General features: G+C 59.3%; 16 protein-coding genes and 1 pseudogene. 15 read left to right on the top strand and 2 right to left on the bottom strand.

The window, feature by feature from the left end; translation table 11 throughout:
- The first annotated feature begins 104 nt into the window (after positions 1-104).
- From EJ075_RS13695 to EJ075_RS13645, 11 genes are all read left to right on the top strand, one after another.
- Entirely contained in the window at positions 105-278 is a 174-nt protein-coding gene (locus EJ075_RS13695) for a Flp family type IVb pilin (protein ID WP_126104692.1), read from the top strand.
- Positions 279-373: 95 nt separating this feature from the next.
- Positions 374-1,414 carry a Flp pilus assembly protein CpaB gene (cpaB, locus tag EJ075_RS13690; RefSeq protein WP_126104691.1) on the top strand — a complete coding sequence of 347 codons (1,041 nt, stop codon included), beginning with the start codon at positions 374-376 and terminating at the stop codon, positions 1,412-1,414.
- 42 nt (positions 1,415-1,456) lie between these two features.
- Positions 1,457-2,902, top strand: a complete 1,446-nt coding sequence (locus EJ075_RS13685) for a type II and III secretion system protein family protein (protein WP_126104690.1) — start codon at positions 1,457-1,459, stop codon at positions 2,900-2,902.
- A complete protein-coding gene (locus tag EJ075_RS13680) occupies positions 2,889-3,173 on the top strand; it encodes a hypothetical protein (protein WP_095485896.1) in 285 nt (94 codons plus the stop codon). The genes EJ075_RS13685 and EJ075_RS13680 overlap by 14 nt, the downstream gene beginning before the upstream one ends.
- A gap of 64 nt (positions 3,174-3,237) precedes the next feature.
- Positions 3,238-4,719, top strand: coding sequence for a pilus assembly protein TadG-related protein (locus EJ075_RS13675; RefSeq protein WP_126104689.1), 1,482 nt, complete (start codon positions 3,238-3,240; stop codon positions 4,717-4,719).
- A gap of 5 nt (positions 4,720-4,724) precedes the next feature.
- A complete protein-coding gene (locus EJ075_RS13670) occupies positions 4,725-5,258 on the top strand; it encodes a TadE/TadG family type IV pilus assembly protein (RefSeq protein ID WP_245458151.1) in 534 nt (177 codons plus the stop codon).
- A 2-nt stretch (positions 5,259-5,260) separates the two neighbouring features.
- Positions 5,261-5,896 carry a TadE/TadG family type IV pilus assembly protein gene (locus EJ075_RS13665; protein ID WP_095485893.1) on the top strand — a complete coding sequence of 212 codons (636 nt, stop codon included), beginning with the start codon at positions 5,261-5,263 and terminating at the stop codon, positions 5,894-5,896.
- The gene (locus EJ075_RS13660; protein WP_126104687.1) at positions 5,893-7,056 is read left to right on the top strand and encodes an AAA family ATPase; all 1,164 of its coding nucleotides are present in this window, start codon (positions 5,893-5,895) and stop codon (positions 7,054-7,056) included. Before EJ075_RS13665 ends, EJ075_RS13660 begins: the two co-directional genes overlap by 4 nt.
- A complete protein-coding gene (locus tag EJ075_RS13655; protein WP_095485891.1) occupies positions 7,040-7,630 on the top strand; it encodes a L,D-transpeptidase in 591 nt (196 codons plus the stop codon). The genes EJ075_RS13660 and EJ075_RS13655 overlap by 17 nt, the downstream gene beginning before the upstream one ends.
- Positions 7,627-8,214 carry a hypothetical protein gene (locus EJ075_RS13650; protein WP_126104686.1) on the top strand — a complete coding sequence of 196 codons (588 nt, stop codon included), beginning with the start codon at positions 7,627-7,629 and terminating at the stop codon, positions 8,212-8,214. The genes EJ075_RS13655 and EJ075_RS13650 overlap by 4 nt, the downstream gene beginning before the upstream one ends.
- A 249-nt stretch (positions 8,215-8,463) precedes the next feature.
- Complete coding sequence (locus EJ075_RS13645; RefSeq protein ID WP_065009969.1) at positions 8,464-8,751, top strand: GIY-YIG nuclease family protein; 288 nt, start codon at positions 8,464-8,466, stop codon at positions 8,749-8,751.
- A gap of 151 nt (positions 8,752-8,902) precedes the next feature.
- On the opposite strand, the gene EJ075_RS13640 is transcribed toward EJ075_RS13645, so the two are convergent.
- On the bottom strand, positions 8,903-9,442 hold the full coding sequence (locus EJ075_RS13640) for a hypothetical protein (protein ID WP_126104685.1): 540 nt from the start codon (positions 9,440-9,442) through the stop codon (positions 8,903-8,905).
- A 297-nt stretch (positions 9,443-9,739) separates the two neighbouring features.
- Here EJ075_RS13640 and EJ075_RS13635 point away from each other — a divergent pair, with 297 nt between their 5' ends.
- The 4 genes and pseudogenes from EJ075_RS13635 to EJ075_RS13620 all read left to right on the top strand — a co-directional run bounded on the left by EJ075_RS13635 (position 9,740) and on the right by EJ075_RS13620 (position 15,324).
- Complete coding sequence (locus EJ075_RS13635; RefSeq protein WP_126104684.1) at positions 9,740-11,188, top strand: TolC family protein; 1,449 nt, start codon at positions 9,740-9,742, stop codon at positions 11,186-11,188.
- A 40-nt stretch (positions 11,189-11,228) separates the two neighbouring features.
- Positions 11,229-13,357, top strand: a pseudogene (locus EJ075_RS13630) (type I secretion system permease/ATPase).
- A 49-nt stretch (positions 13,358-13,406) separates the two neighbouring features.
- Complete coding sequence (locus EJ075_RS13625) at positions 13,407-14,696, top strand: HlyD family type I secretion periplasmic adaptor subunit (RefSeq protein WP_126104683.1); 1,290 nt, start codon at positions 13,407-13,409, stop codon at positions 14,694-14,696.
- Entirely contained in the window at positions 14,686-15,324 is a 639-nt protein-coding gene (locus tag EJ075_RS13620) for a ribbon-helix-helix domain-containing protein (RefSeq protein WP_095485885.1), read from the top strand. Before EJ075_RS13625 ends, EJ075_RS13620 begins: the two co-directional genes overlap by 11 nt.
- A gap of 176 nt (positions 15,325-15,500) precedes the next feature.
- On the opposite strand, the gene EJ075_RS13615 is transcribed toward EJ075_RS13620, so the two are convergent.
- Positions 15,501-16,454, bottom strand: coding sequence for a transglutaminase-like cysteine peptidase (locus EJ075_RS13615; protein ID WP_126104682.1), 954 nt, complete (start codon positions 16,452-16,454; stop codon positions 15,501-15,503).
- Between the last annotated feature and the right edge of the window lie 209 nt (positions 16,455-16,663).

Here is a 16,663-nt window from a genome sequence, read left to right as displayed (position 1 = left end):
TGATTTTCGCCGGGACTTAGATCGAGATGACGGGGGATGCTTGGGTATGGATTTCATCCTTGGCTCGTCTCGTCGGGTTCAAACCTCCAAAGGGAGAAATTGGCATGAAGAAGCTCATGACGATGACCCGGCAGTTCCGCGACGACGAAAACGGCGCTGCCATGGTCGAATACACCATCTTGCTCGGCATCATCACCGTGGCGGTGATCGCCACCATCATCCTTGTCGGCACGTGGGTCACCGGCCAGTGGACGACGCTTCAGGCGGCGCTGCCGTGATATCTTGATCTAATCATCGACGCCGGTGACATCCCGGCGTCGATGATCAAGAATAATGCAGTGAGCTGTGCAAACGCAGTCGGGTGGGGCAAGAAATGCGCGCAAACAGTGTCATCATGATCGTTCTCGCCGGCGTGTTCGGCGTGCTGGCGGTGGTGCTCGCTAATATTTGGCTGGCTAGTCAGCGCAGTGCAATGGCGCGGACGGATGATGTCCAGCGCGACACGGTCGTGGTGGCCGCGATGCCGTTGAAGTTCGGCGACACGCTTTCGGCGGATAAGTTGCGCGAAGTCGCCTGGCCCTCAGGTGCGGTCCCGACGGGAGCCTTCAAGACAACGAAAGAAATGCTGGAGGGCGAAGGCACCAAGCAGGCGCTGCAGGCGATCGGTGTCAACGAGCCTGTTCTCGCCACCAAGATCACTGGCCCCGGCCAACGCGCCACACTTTCGGCGGTGCTCGGCGAAGGCATGAAGGCCGTTTCCATCAGGGTCAACGACGTGCTTGGCGTCGCCGGGTTTGTTTTCCCCGGCGACCGGGTCGATGTGCTGCTGACGCGCAAGGTGCGCACCTCCCAGGGGGCGGACCAGAGTTTCGTCGACGTGCTTTTGCAGAGCATGAAGGTGCTCGCCGTCGACCAGGTTGCCGACGAGAGCAAGGACAGCCCGACAGTGGTGAAATCGGTAACGCTCGAAGCCAGCACCAGGGACGCCCAGAAGCTTACCTTGGCTGCCGACGCCGGCCAGTTGTCGCTGGCGCTTCGCCAGGCTGCCGCCAGCAAGGGCGAGACGACCGAACGCATCACGCTTTCAGACTTGACCGGTGATACGCCGGACGACGTCGCCGCCAGGCAGGCCGAACTCGCCAAGCAGGCAGCAGCCGAGGCTGAGGCCGCAGCCGAGCGCAAGCGCGCTGACGACAAGATCAATGGGCTGACCCAGGCCGTGGAACGGGTGGGAAGCAGGCTCGACCTGTTGAGCAGCGCAAAACCTGCACCGGCAGTGGCCTCAGCACCCCAGATGCAAGAGGTGGTTAAGGAAGTGATCAAATATGTGCAGCCGGAACCGCCGGCGCGTGCAACAATCGGCGTCTTCAGGGGTGTGAAACTCGAATCTTACGACGTGCCGCGACAAAAATAACGCTAGGGTATTGCCGAACGAGTCGGCAAGGGGGTAGTCTAGATGCGTATGTTCCGGGGACCACTGGCGGCTGCTGCGCTGGCCTGTTCGGTCATGCTGCTGCCGATCGACCTTGCTGCTCATGCAGCCGACCGCAGAATCGATGTATCGAACCCCAGCGTCCATCGTGTTTTCCTGCCCATGTCGCAGTCGGTGACGATCCAGGTGAACGCCACGCTGGGCGACATCGTCGTCGGCGACGAGAAGATCGCCGACGCCCAGCCAATGACCGACCGAACGCTCTATGTCATCGGCAAGAGCGCCGGCACCACCACCGTCAATCTCTTTTCAGAAGACAAGCGCTCGCTTGGCGTGATCCAGATCGAGGTCGGCGTCGACGTGAGCGACATGGCGCAAGCGATCCGGCAGGTCGCGCCCAGGTCGCGCATCGATATCGGTTCGATCAACGGCAAGATCAGGCTTGGCGGCCATGTCAAGGACGGCGCCACGCTGGCGGCGATCATGCAGGTCGCCCAGCAATATGGCCCCGACGCGATCATAAACGCGGTGACGGTCGACGACAGCCAGCAGGTAAACCTCGAAGTGCGCGTGCTGGAGGCCAAGCGCAATGCCGGCCGCGATCTTGGCGTCTCAATCAGGAGCACCAACGGCAGCGGCACGACCCGCACAGGAACGGGCATAGCCGCCGTCGACGAGGACAATGTGGTGCTGGGGCCGGGCAATCTGCTTACCGGCCTTCTTTCGAACACCACCCCGTTCGCGGCGCTGATCACTCGCGTCATCGACAGCAACATCAAGGTCGACCTGATCATCGAGGCGCTCGAGGCCAAGGGCGTGGTGCGCACGCTTGCCGAACCCAACCTCACCACTCTTTCCGGTGAGGTTGCCAGCTTCAATGCCGGCGGCGAAGTACCTATCCGCGTCGACGACGGTGATGGCGAGATCAGTATCGAATACAAACAGTTCGGCGTTAATCTGCTGTTCACGCCGGTCGTGCTCAGCGACGACAAGATCAACATCAGGCTGGCGCCGGAAGTCAGCGACCTGACCGGTTTCACCACCGCCGGCGACCCGATCTTCACCAACCGCAAGCTGTCGACCGTCGTCGAACTGCGCGACGGCCAGAGCTTCGCTGTCGGCGGACTTTTGTCCAGCAAGAACACCAAGATCCAGAGGCAGGTGCCGTGGCTCGGCCAGGTGCCGATCGTCGGGACGCTGTTCCGGAATTCGAGCAACCAGAAGGAAGAGACCGAACTGGTCGTCATCGTGACGCCGCGTATCGTGCGGCCGGTAAAGCCTGGCGAGCAGCTGGCGACGCCGTTCGACAAGACACGGCCCGCCAACGACCCGGAGCTCTTCATTCTCGGTCAGCTCGAAGTGACCAAGGACATGGTTCGCAAATATGAACTCGGCGAAGGCGTGGTCGGCCCCTATGGCCACATGCTCGATCTGAAATCCAAGGACAAGATGATTTATGTCAAGAAATAGCGCCTTGATCCTGTTTTTGTGCGCCGGCGGGCTGACGGGCTGCGCCGCCGACTACCTGAACAATTACGAAACGGTGACACTGGCTGCCGGCGACACGCAGAAATACAATTCGCTGTTGCAGACGGTCGACCCGCTCAATCCGGCGTCCAGGAACACGACGATCGAAGGCGATGGCGCGCGCGCTGCCGCTGTTGCCCAGAATTACAAATTTCCACCACCACCACCGCCACCACCGGCCATAACGGTCAATGTCGGCGACACCGCGGATTAAACAAAAGGATGCGGGTTCAGCGCCAGGCAAAGCGACTGGCGTCAGGGGAGCTAAGAGTAAGGCCATGCTGCGGATTGTTCGCGCGTTCTGGCACGATCAGAGAGGAATAGCGCTGATACTGGTCAGCATCATGCTGCCGGCAATCATCGGTTTTTCCCTGCTGGCGATTGACATGAGCCGGGTCAACAACCTGCACAATGATCTTCAGAAGGGAGCTGATGCGTTTGCCCTAGCAGGCGCGGCTGAACTGGATGGGACGTCGAGCGCTATCACCCGTGCTGACAGGGCGATCGCTACGCTGGTACGCAATCGATACACCTTCTCGACCTCCGGCCCGCCTCAAACGCTAGCTGCCGGCGGAGTAACGCGTCGCTATCTTCGCTCGTTGCCGGCCACCGACAATCTCCCGATCGTGGCGGCCAATGTGATCACCGACGAACTGAACGACGCCAGACTTGCCCGTTTTGTGGAAGTCACGGTAACCCCGGTCGGATTTGCCGCGATCTTTCCGGCTTCCTTCCTGTCATCCGGCGCCAGCAACAGTTTCAATGTCGGGGCAGTCGCCGTGGCGGGCTTCACCTCCGGCGTCTGCGATTTTACGCCGGTCTTCATGTGCAACCCCTATGAGATGGTGAACGGGACCAATGCGGCTGGCGGGTACACACTTGAGCAGGCTGTTTCCAATCCGGCTGTCCATCGTCGGTTGATCGAACTGCGGAAAGTTGGAAATGGGGCTGCTGCTGGTCCAGGTAATTTCGGCTTCCTCGAGCCCCCAGCTGATGTGGGGAACGGCGCTCAAGCCCTCGCCCAGACGATCGCGACATCCAGGCCGATTGGCTGTTATAACTCCGCGAACGTTACCACCAAGACCGGTCAGAACGCCGGCCCGGTGCAGGACGCCTTCAACGTTCGTTTCGGAATTGGAGCCAACGGTAACCACTTCGATAGTGCTGAATACGGTCCGGCCGCCAATGTCCGAAAAGGGGCTATACAGACCACAGGTAGCGTCAATCAATGCGCCGCCATGAACCAGCTTTCGTTCACCGAAGCTGGAACAATGGGCCTTCCGCGCGATGCGACAACGCCGTATCAGGGCGGCAGGATGGGCGACGGAGATTGGAATTTTTCCGGCTATTGGAGCACCAACTTCGGTTCCGCCTCCTATCCATCGTCATGGGATACAACCAAGCCGACGCGCTATGAGGTCTACCGTTACGAGATATCGGCCGGGTTGGTGGGCACCGCGTCGACCGGTGGAGAGATCGGAACGCCGCCCGCAGCGTGCCAACCGCCGGTCACGACAGTTGATCGTCGCCTGATCTATGGCGCGATCCTGAATTGCACTGATCTCGAACGAAACAACGATCTCTCGGGCCACAGCACCAATCTGCCGGTCGAAGCCTTCGGCAGCTTCTTCCTCACTGAACCGGTTGCGTCACCATCGGATGATGCGTCGGTGATGGTTGAACTTGTCGACATTACCGGTCGCGGCGGCCAGGGCACCCTCGACAATTTCCTTCGCGACGAAGCCCAGCTTTATCGGTGATGGCGATGATCCGAACGCTATGCCGCCACCTCGACAGATTTCGACGCGACAGCCGTGGTGCGGTGCTCGTCGAAATGACGCTGATCACGCCGCTGATGCTGATCCTGTCGGCGGGCGTGTTCGAGTTCGGCAATCTGATCCATAACAAGCTGCTGATGGAGGCCGGCCTGTCGGACGCGGCACGCTTTGCCGCGCGCTGCAACAGCCAGTTGTACACCCAGGCCGGGCTGGCGGCGATCAACTGCGCGGATATCGCCACCAACATCGCTGTGTTCGGCAAGGCGGCGGTAACAGTGACAGACGTTCCGCGCGTCAGCGGCTGGCGGACATCGGATGTTACGGTGACCATCGCCGCCCCCGCTTCCTGTCGCCCCGCCGTCGTCAATGGCGTCACCCAATATCGCTCCACCACGGCACAAGTCTGCATCGTCCGAGCGGCCGGCAACTATCCATATGCCGGCGTCGGCATGCTGTCGTTCATCGGAATCGGTCCGATCACGCTGACCGGCTCTCACGAGGAGCGGTTGATCCGATTCTGATCATGATCAAGCGTTTTGCGAAATCGGAAGACGGCGCGGCGATGGTAGAAATGACCATCGTGGCGACGCTGCTGTTTGCCCTTGTTCTCGGTTTCGTCGATTTCGGCCATGCCTTCTATCAATGGAACGCCGCCACCAAGGCCGTCCAGTTAGGCGCGCGCCTGGCGTCTATTTCCGATCCGGTTGCCACCGCGCTAGCTACAGCCGCACCGACGACGACACCGGGCGCGCCGGTGGTGGCCGCCGCTTATGGACCCTTCGTCTGCGCATATACCGCCGGCACAGGGGCTTGCAGCAATGGCGGCACATTCAATGCTGCCAATTTCAGTCGCATCTTCCGCGGCGATACGGCAGTCACTAATGACGACGCCTGTCCCGCGTTGGCGACAGACCAGCGGCCGGGTATGTGTCATTTCTTTCCTGGCCTGCGGCGCGACAATGTCGTCATCGCCTATTCCGCCACCGGCCTGGGCTACCAGACTCGGTTCGGCGGACCGGTGCCGACAATCACCGTCAGCCTTCAGAACCGGACCTTCCAGTTCTTCTTTTTGCAAGGGCTGATGGGGTTTGCGAACATCACCATGCCCTCCATGCTGAGCACGGTCACGGGCGAAGACCTGAAGAGTACCGCGTCATGAATGCCATCAACACCAAGGTTCTGCCGACCAAACGAAAGCAAGTGGCCCTATTCTCGTCGGATCCACAGTTCAAGCGCGAGGTGGCGACGCGGCTCGACGCGCTGGCGATCTACGATGTCAGGATTTCAGACACGGCTGACTTCCTCAAGGGCCCGCCCGCTGAGACGCGCCCGGGCATCGTCATCCTCGACCTGGCCAATGGCGAGTTGCTCGGCGAGCCTGGAATAGTCGCGGCGCGCGCCTTGTGGGCGGCCGTGCCGCTGATCGCGGTCTCCGACGAATTGACCTCAGAAAAGACGCGCATCCTGGTTCGCATGAACGCTTCTGACTGGCTGCACAAGCCTCTCGACGCTAAGGAACTGCTGAACGCGGTCACCTTCCACGACACCGGCAACCAGGGCACCAAGAGCCGCATCATCACTTTCATCAGCGCCAGCGGCGGCGCCGGCGCCACGACGCTCGCTCTGTCGGCGGCAGAGTTCCTGGCGTCGAAATCCACCGAACGCGCGGCTTCGACCTGCCTCGTCGACCTCGATTTCCAGAGCGCCAATTGTGGCGCTTATCTCAACCTGTTCAACCAGTTCGACCTGGCCGGCATCATCGGCCAGCCGGAAAGGCTCGACGTCGAATTGATGGACGTCATCAAGCTCTCGCGCCCGTCCGGCCTGACACTCTATTCCTTCGAGAGGCCGCAACTGCCGTTTGAGCCGCAGGGCGGCGATTTCGTGTTCCGGCTGCTGGACCTCGTCGCCTACCGGTTCGACGACATCGTCATCGACCTGCCGAATATCGAAACCCCCTGGCAGAATTCCGTGCTTTCGACGAGCGACGAGATCTTCATCGTCTTCGAGCTCAACGTCGCCTCGCTGCGGCAGGGCAAACGGCTCTACACGAAGATCCGCGAGCTGCGCGGCAATTCGGTGAGCATCACGCTGGTCGCCAACAAGCATAAGCGCAAATGGTTCGGCAACCACTTTTCGCGCAGCGAACTCGAGAAGATCTTCAAGGCGCCGCACATCAAGTCGGTCGGCCTGGACAATGCGCTGCTGACCGACGCGCTGAACCGGGCCATCCTGCCTTCCGAAGTGGATGGGCGGGCGCGCTTCAACAAGGACCTGAAGCGGATGTTCAAAGAGCGGCTCGATGACCCAGCCCGGTAGATACCGCATCGTCCCGAGGCTTGCCGGCGCCTGCATCATCGGCCTGGCCTTGGGGATGCCGGCCTGGGAATTCGCCCATGCCCGATCCGCGCTGTCGGACCGGCCGCCGCTGCCGGCAATGGGCCCCAGCCTGCGCAAGGCGGTTGCTCTCCAAACCGCGGAACGGGCCGGCACGATCATCATCCGCAAGGACGAGAAGGCGCTTTATCTGGTGACCCGGCAGGGCCACGCGCTGCGCTACCAGATCAGCGTCGGACGAGACGGCTTTGGCTGGACTGGCATCGTCAAGGTCGGGGCGAAAACGGAATGGCCGGAATGGCGCCCGCCCAGGGAAATGCGCGCCCGCCAGCCGGAGCTGCCGGAAATGGTGCCCGCCGGTCCCTACAATCCACTCGGCGCCAGGGCACTCTATCTGCTGCGGGACGGGCGCGACACGCTCTACCGCATCCACGGCACCAACGATCCCAAGGGCATCGGCTTCGACGGAACATCGGGATGTTTCCGTCTTACCAACACCGATGTGATCGATCTCTTCAAGCGCGTCTCGGTCGGCGCAAAGGTGGTGGTCCAATGACGATGATCAGCGACCCGGATATACCGGCAATCGACATTGGGCCGGCAACCCACACTGAAGAGCAAGCTGCAGTTGGGAAACCGAGCAATGCAAGGATGCTCGGCGTTGTCGCCGTCGGCGCCTTGCTGATCACGGCGGTGAACATAGCGGCCGCGGTCTATTTCTACCGCGGCATCAACGATCTGCGCCTTGTCGAACGGCGGCTGGAACAGCTCGGATCATTCGAGCAACGGATCGCGGCCCGGCTCGATACGGTCAACAACGGCTTCCAAAGCCGGTTTGAAAAACTGGACAGTCAACTGCAGGGCAGCTTCAACGAAGTCAAAGGCAGCATTGCCCGGCTTGAACAGGAGCTGCCCCTGGACAGTGACGACGACATGTCGAGCATCGCGGAGCCTTCCGTGATCACGACCAGCACCATGGCGGAAGCAGCCACCGATCTCGAAGAAGCGACCGAACCCAGTATCGTCGAAGCGCCGCGCCCGCCCAAAAAGAGGATCGCGGCGCCGCCCCCTCCCCCAAACTCGTCCTACCAGCGCATCGTGCAGCCTGACGGCAAGGTCCATTACAAGAAAATCAACTAGTTCCTCTGCACAGAGGATTTGGTTCTTAGCCTGAAAGCGACCGTGGACGGTCGCTGTAGGCCAGCCTTCAGCCGCGTTCTCTGACGCTGGCGATTAGCCGTAAGCCCCCGCGCCTTCGTCATCCTAGGGCGAAGCAAGGAGCGAAGCGACGCGGCGCAGACCCTAGGATCCATGCCGTTACCTCTGCCGAACAATGCAACGGCTCAGAACGGCGCATGTATCCGCAACTGCGCTCGTTACCCTTCAGCCATGACCGGCTATGCCTATATGACCGCGAGCCAGAAGCGCGGCACGATCTACATCGGCGTCACCAATGATCTCGGCCGCCGCATGCCGGAGCACAAATCCGGCCAAGGCTCGCGCTTCACCAGCCGCTACGGCGTGCAGCGGCTGGTCTGGTACGAGGAACATTTCGACATTCGCGACGCCATCCAGCGCGAGAAGTCGCTGAAGCGCTGGCCGCGCCAATGGAAGATCGAGCTGATCGAGAAGACCAATCCAGAGTGGTTCGAGCTTTTTCGCGGAACGGGGTGGTAGGGTTCGGTTCTGGGCCGCTGCATTCTTCGGCTGATGTCACGGAATGGATCCCAGGGTCTGCGCCGCGTCGCTTCGCTCCTTGCTCCGCCCTAGGATGACGAAGTGGAGGGAAGGTTCGGCTAATCGAGAAGGCACCGGCGTGCCCCGGGTCCTACAAATCCCGCTGCAGAGCAATAAGCCGTACGGCGAGGGCTCGGGAACGCTGTCGCGCTTCGCCGAGAAACGCAACATGACAGTAGGCGCAGGCTGCAGTGCCCAGAAACAGTACCAGGCTGTTCTGCCAGGTGAAATCGAGGATCAGCGAGAATGGGTGGCCGCTGGGTGCGGTGAATGCCGCAATCGTGCTCGCCGTTTCAGAATGGCTGCTCGAAGCCATCATCAACCCGGCGAAAAGCAGAGCGGCGTGGTTGGCAAGGAAGAAGAACGCGGCCGATTTTCGCGTCCGGCAAGCCATCCAGCAGAGGATCGATGCGGCGGTCAGGATGGCGGCATCAAGGACCATTGAACCGCCCAGATAAAGGTCGACCTGCTGCCAGAACATCGTCGCCAAAGGGCGCAGTTCAAGCCAGATCCGCCACATGGCAGGGCTGGCCGGATAGCTTCCCAGCAGGAACGTCGCTGCTCGCTCCCCTGCCAGAATGAGAAGAATGAGAGCCGGAAAGGCAAAAAGCAGTAGCGACTTGCGCGTCATGTTCCCTCGCCAATCGATAAGCAGAATAGGCTGCAAAGATTGCGCGAAGCTTAAGGAAGGCGGCGAACAGCATTGATCACAGGCGCAGGCGCAGCCCACAACCGTGGCGAGCCGCCCGTTTATGTGCCATTTTTGCTACATCCCCGAAACTTTATGGCCCAGACCCTATTTAAAGCCGGTGCTAAATCAATAAACACTCACGTATTCGAAGAATTTATCGGATAACTTGTCAAAGCTTCGGTGAGAAGGCTTGGCCGTACAAAAAGCACCAGGCAAGAAGCGTGGGTGGGGTAGACCATGAATACGACAATCAAAGTGGCCATTGGCAAGCGCCTTGGCCTGCTCTTCACATTTTCGATGCTGGCTTGCGGGAGCGCTAGTGCCCTCACGCTCAAGGAAGCGATGGCCGTAGCCGTCGAGTCCAATCCGGAGATCGGCCAAGCGATCGAAAACCGCGAAGCAATCGAATTCGAACTGCGTCAAGCGAAAGGGCTCTATCTTCCCAGTATCGATCTCGAGGCATCTGCGGGAGCCCGTCGCCTCGACAATTCGTCCCGACGAGCGCTCTCCACAGAGGATGACGCGCTCTATCCGGCGGAAGCGGGTGTCGTGATATCGCAAACGCTCTATGACAGTGGAGCACGACGGGCCGAACTGAACCATCAGGCGTCGCGGGTCGATGGGGCTTCTTTCAGGGTACTGGAGCGATCTGAATTCATCGGGCTCTCCGTCGTTCAGGATTATCTTGAATACATGCTGCAGGCCTCGATCGTTTCAGAGGCGAAAAAGAACCTGGGCTTCCATCAGGGGATTCTCGGCGATATCCGGCAAGGCATCGCGGGTGGTGCGTTGAACGAGGCCGATCGGCAACAGGCCGAGGAGCGCCTCTTCGCCGCCAAGGCGCGCATGCAGGAAGCCACCGAAGAGCTGGAACAGGCCAAAATACGGTTCTTCAAGACCGTCGGCAAGCCGCTGACGAACGCCTCAAGGCCAGGGAGTGTTGGCGGCGCGCTGCCAAGGTCGCTTGATGAGGCGCTGGGACTGGCGCGCGAGAACAATCCGCGCGTTCACATGGCCAGCAGCGATATAGATGCCGCTGCTTCACTGGTGGATGCAGCCCGGGCCAAATTCGGACCCGCTATCGTTGCGGAAGGCCGTGCGCGGGCCGGATATGATATTGATGGCGACGACGGCGACGCCAGCGACCTGCAAGCGCGGCTCGTGCTGCGCTGGAACCTCTATCGCGGAGGTATCGATAAGGCCAACGAACAAGAACAGATCCGCCGCACCAGCGAACAGCGACTTGGATTGCATCAGGTCCTGCGTGAAATCGAGGAAGCCGTCCGCACCTCGTGGGATCGCCGTTTCCGGCAAGCCGAACTTGCAAAGACGTTGAGACAGCAAGCCTCCGCAAGCGAAAGGCTCGTCGCCTCCTATCGCGAACAATTCAAGGTCGGACAGCGTTCGCTGCTCGACGTGCTTGATGCGCAAAATACGCGGTTCAACACAGCAACGCTGGCGGATACTGCCTCCTACGCATCGCTGTTCGCCGAGTATCGGCTGCTGGCGGCGACCGGGCAGCTGCTGAAAACGATGAACCTTCAGCCGGCAAAACAGGCGGCGGCTTATGCCAGGACCGAGTTTGCAACGCCGGAGACTGCTGACACCGAAACCTATGCGCGCACCCCGTCGGAACAGAAAAATGATCTGCCTTTCGACATCCTCGCCCCGGTCAGGAAGAAATAGCTCGGTTTAAGGATCGATCGAGAGTCCTTGCGGGCAGATCGTGAACCAGCAACCAAACATCCTCTCCCCCAAAGAGGCATTCAAGGCCTGCTTTTCGGCTGTTGCCGGATATCTCGGCAGACCGAGCGCCGAAACGGTCCTGTTCGCCGGGATTCCGCTTTCAGAGACGCGAATAGAGGTGGAGGACATCAGGCATCTTGCCGAACGGATCGGTCTCGAGGTCCAGGAATTCAGCCACCGGGATTTTCTGCGCGGTCGTGTCGATCTTCCTGCCATTCTCTTTCGCGTCAGCCAGTTGCCTGTTGCTCTGCTGGCGGAGATGCAAGACGGCGCATATACGACCGCCCCGCAGGAGGATGGCCGCACGATCATCGCCAAATCCGAGCTTGCCGCCAGTGTCATCAGTGGCGGCGTATCCTTTTCGATAACCTATGCCAATGCCGCCGAAGGGATGAACGTCGGTTCGGCAGCGAGGATAGAAAGGCGCCACTGGCTGACGGGAACGATGGGCGCCTTCTGGCACACCTATTCGAAGGTGGTCCTGTCGGCGATATTCATCAATCTGCTGGCCATCGCCTCGCCGATCTTCACCATGAACGTCTACGACAGAATCCTGCCGAATAAGGCAACATCAACGCTGTGGGTTCTGGCAATCGGCATCGGCGCCGTTATTCTGTTCGATCTGCTTCTGAAGACCGCCAGGGCATCTCTCATCGACTATGCCGGGCGCAAAGCAGATCTGCGAATATCATATCTTCTGTTCGAAAAAGTCCTCAACTCGTCTCTGTCAGCGCGCCCTGGCTCGACCGGTGAATACGCAAATCGCGTGACTCAATATGAATTCGTGAGGGAGTTCTTCACCTCCAACACCATCAGCGTCTTCATCGATACGGCTTTTGTGTTCGTCTTTCTTCTGGTCATCTATGCGATAGGCGGCTGGCTGGTGGTCATACCGGCATTGGCCTTCGTGGCGTCGGTCATCGTCGGGCTGATCACGCAGCGACGTATCGGCAAGCGAGTCGCCGCCTCGATGAACGAGGCTTCTCAGCGCCAGGCCTTGCTGGTCGAATCCATTTCGACGCTGGAGACGATCAAATCGCTGCGGGCCGAAGCGTATCTGCTGCGGAGATGGGGCGAGCACTCCAAGAACGCTGCCAACACGTCGGAAAAGATCAAGCAACTTTCGGCCGCCGCCGGCAACATCACCCAGGCCATACAGCAGCTTGTGACCGTCGCCCTGGTCGTAGCCGGCGCCTATGCCTTCTCGGAAGGTCATATTTCTACGGGAGCAATAATAGGCACGGTCATGCTGGCAAGCCGCGCGGTTGCTCCGCTTGGCCAGATCGCCATCACCCTTTCGAGACTGCGGCAAGCCATGCTCTCGTTGAGAATCATCAATTCGATCATGGCTCAACCGGAAGACCGGCCGGACACGGTGGGCTTCGTCAATCGCCCCATCCGCAACGGTGCGATGGTGTTCAGGAATGTCGGGTTCGTCTATCCCGGATCGGAAAACGAGGTTCTGACCGGCCTCAATTTTTCGGTGAAACCGGGAGAACGGATCGGCATCATCGGTCGCATAGGGTCCGGCAAAACAACGATGGGTCGCCTGATCGGCAGGCTTTTCCTTCCGACCTCGGGAGAGCTTTTGCTCGACGGCATCGACATCCGCCAATACCACCCGTCGGAGGTTCGCGCTGCGGTAGGAATCGTCGCCCAGGCCGGCGATCTGTTTTCAGGCACCATCAAGGAAAATCTCCTGATGGCGTGCCCCGAAGCGACCGATGAGGAAATCATCGACGCCGCAAAGGCTGCCGGCGTCGACGAATTCGTCTCTCGCCACCCGCGCGGCTATGACATGAATGTCGGCGAGCGGGGTACCAATCTCTCGGGGGGCAGCGACAGACGGTGGCAATTGCGCGCCTGCTGCTGACCAAGCCGAAAATCGTCTTCCTGGACGAGCCGTCAGGCTCAATGGATCTCGCCTCGGAAAGACAGTTGATCAAACAGCTCAAAGTGGCCTTCGATGAAAACACGACGCTGATCGTGTCAACCCACCGCTACAGCATGCTTGAGCTGGCGGATCGGCTTATCGTTGTCGAACAAGGCAGGATAGTTGCAGACGGACCAAAGGAACAAGTCGTAAAGGCACTGCAGAAAAGTGGCTGATCAAAAATAGGTTATATTGAACGAGTTCAATATAATGGGGCGTGGGGAAATGCTTGCCAGAGAAGACCGTCCGCCGCTTTTCGCGTCGGCATCCATATTCATCATAGGAGCGCTCTTCGTCGTTTTCGTTGCTTGGGCAGCTTTTGCCGAAGTCGATGAAATCGCACGCGGCGACGGCAAGGTCATCCCGGCGTCCAAGACCCAAATCATACAGGCCAGCGAAGCCGGCGTCGTCCAGGAAATCGCCGTCAAGATTGGGCAGGTCGTCAGGAAAAACGACCTGATCATTCGCCTCGACAACACGCTGAATACGTCCAGCCTTGGCGAGCAGCAGGCCAAGTCACGCGCGCTTGAAGTGCGGATCGCAAGGCTCAAATACGAACAAAGCGGCAATCTCACAGGGCCTTTTCCGTGCCCGGCCGACATTCAGTCGATCGCTCCGCAAATCTGCGAGAATGAACAAAAGCTTCTCACAGCCCGGCGCGAAAACTTCGACAATAAATTGTCCGTTCTCAAATCGCGCCTCGACCAGCGCGAGAAGGAACTGGACGAAGCAGCCGCCAATTCCGACCGCCTGACAAGGAACCTAGCCGTTAGTGACCAAGAGGCAAAACTGGTTGGATCAATGGTCAAAAAGGGGCTGATGGCCAGGACAGAGCAAATCCGGGTTGAACGGGAGCAGACTGAACTCAACGGTCAGCTGAACCTGTCCGGCGAGACAGTCAAGAAGATCAGGTCAACGATCACTGAAGCTCAACTCCAGGTTGATGAACTCGGCCTCCAGCTGCAGCAGGAAGCACTGGATGAACTGACGCAGGCGCTGGCCGAGCTTTCGGTCGTGGACGAAACCATTCGTGGGGCCACTGACAAGGTAGCGCGCACCGATATCCGTTCGCCGGTGGACGGCATCGTCAATACACTGGAGCTAAACACGGTTGGCGCCTTCGTCCAGCCTGGCTCGGTCGTGGCAGGCATCGTGCCCACCTCCGAAACCTTGCTGGTCGAAGCGCGCGTCTCGCCACGCGATGTCGCTTTCATTCGTCCCGACCAGGAGGCGCTGATAAAAGTCACCGCTTACGACTTCTCGATCTTCGGCGGCATCGAAGGCAAGGTCTCCAACATCACCGCCGACAGCCTGGTCGACGAGAAAACGGGTGAGCCCTTTTACCAGGTGCGTGTCGCGACGGACAAGTCCACCCTCGAACGGGACGGCAAGGCCTATTCGATCATCCCCGGCATGATCTGTTCAGTCGACATCAAGACAGGACGCAAGACGATCCTCAGTTACCTTTTGAAGCCGATCAACAAGGCGCGTCAGGAGGCGATGAGTGAGCGCTAGCGCCAACTCTCCTCCCAGCACCCATGATCGGTTGCTTCTGCCGATCACCAGAGAGGATTTCGGGCTGGAGTTCCGGGTTGTCGCGCGTGGCGGCATACGCCGCGGCATTCGTCTGGAAAAGGCTTTCTGGATGTCGCTGAAGCAGATGGCTGAAAACAGGAAATGCACGATCGGCATGCTGATCGACGAGATCGCCAAAAATCAAACCAAGACTGGTAATCTGACGTCGGCGATACGGGTGGCCTGCATACTCGGGCTGGCGGATGAAAACCTGATCCTGCGAAAGCTTGCATCGATCAGAACGATCAATGCCATATTGGTTGCCTGCCCCTCGCCCGCTTTTGCCTTGGCGTCATCGAAGAAGATCCTGACTTTCAATGCTCCGTTCCAGCAACTGGTCAAGCGTCAGTTGCCGACCGGACCGAACAACGATGCACGACAAGATCTCAAGCTGGCGCTGGATCTCAATGTCGCCGACATTTTTGCCCGACTCGATGCCAATGGCGAAGTTCCGATCGCCAGCGGCTTCGTCATCGGCGCCGGCGAACGTCGGTATCGGGGTCAATTGAATGCAGTGCGGGCGCCCGTACCCGAACCGGAGCTGCTGATGGCGTTCGTCAACGGCTAGTGCATGTCGCGCAAAAGCTTGCCCTCGGGCTTGACCCGAGGGTGCGCAGCAGTTTTGCTATATGGATAAAAACAAGAACTTAAAGCGCGTCGCATGAATCCGTTCAAATGCAACGCGCTTTAGAGCTGCCGCTCCGGGCAAGTGCAGCTCAATCCTGACGATGCTTCGCGTCATTTTCACAGGGACATATCCGGCTCCGAACCTTCGCCAGGAGCAACCGTTGCGAAAGCGCCCTTGATGTCGGCTATTTGCGCGCCCCCTGGTTTTGCGCCATGGATCCACGCCCGGTCAGTGCTGAAGGAATACAGCGGCAGATAATCAGGGAGTTCGCTGTCTTTCAAAACAGTGTTGTTGAGACTGTCGAGGATGAATGTGCCGCTGTCCGTACTCACCGACAGTACGGCATGAAAGAATTTTCTGCGGCGATCCTGGAGAACAACAAGCGACATGCTCTGCGCCGGGATACCGGCCCGCAGCAGAGCCGCCATCTTGAGGATGGCAAAATCCTCACAGTCGCCAGCCCGCCGCTCGAGGATTTCCGAAGGCTTCGCCCAATAGTCGAGCCTGCTGTAAACTGCACTGTCTTTCTTGTAGGCAATCGCGCGGTTTATGCTGCTGTTGACGAAGGACAGCTTGTCGCTGAACCCCCGGTCTTTGACCGCGTTAACGATCTCGGCAAAAGCAGCGCTCTTGCGCTCGCACGTACTGTTCGCGAAGCAGCCGGCGATGGCCCTGTAGACAGGTGCCCAGCGCGCCGAGACGGGAGAGTTGCGCATCGACAAGGCAACCGATCCGAACACACCGGGGATTATCGCCGCCGTCTGCACAGGATCTATGCCGGCATCGCCTCGCGACGTCGAATGAGCCTCCCCGTAATCAGCAACGGCTAGCCCGTAGCTGCCGGGAAACATATCTGTGCGGTAAGCTTCAGCAGGCCGCCAAGGCTGAAATCTCGCCAGCGAAACGCCGCCGAGGCATGGCGGCGCCTGCAACTTTTCCAGCTGCTCACCGGTCGCAGCGACATCCGCCACAATGGCATTCGCGAGTGCTGGCTGCGACAGGCCGACAAGGCCGACCGCTAGCAGGAGCATTTTGAGCCCGGTTGCCAGGCCAGCCTTTTCTTTTTTCATAACGCCCACCTTTGAATGTGGACGCTACCAATCTTGTCTCAAATTATTGGAAAGGAAGGTGGATAACTTTATCGCAAAGGGCTACGTCTATTTTGTATAAACTTTTATATACATTTATACTTATTTTTCCGCGTCATTGTCGTAAGGATTGCCAGCAAATTGGTCTGCTGCGGCAACATATATAGGGTTATATAAATATGATTTACCAT

It is taken from the genome of Mesorhizobium sp. M6A.T.Cr.TU.016.01.1.1, assembly GCF_003952585.1.
Classification (GTDB): domain Bacteria; phylum Pseudomonadota; class Alphaproteobacteria; order Rhizobiales; family Rhizobiaceae; genus Mesorhizobium; species Mesorhizobium mediterraneum.
This window is presented reverse-complemented; position numbering and strand designations above follow the sequence as displayed.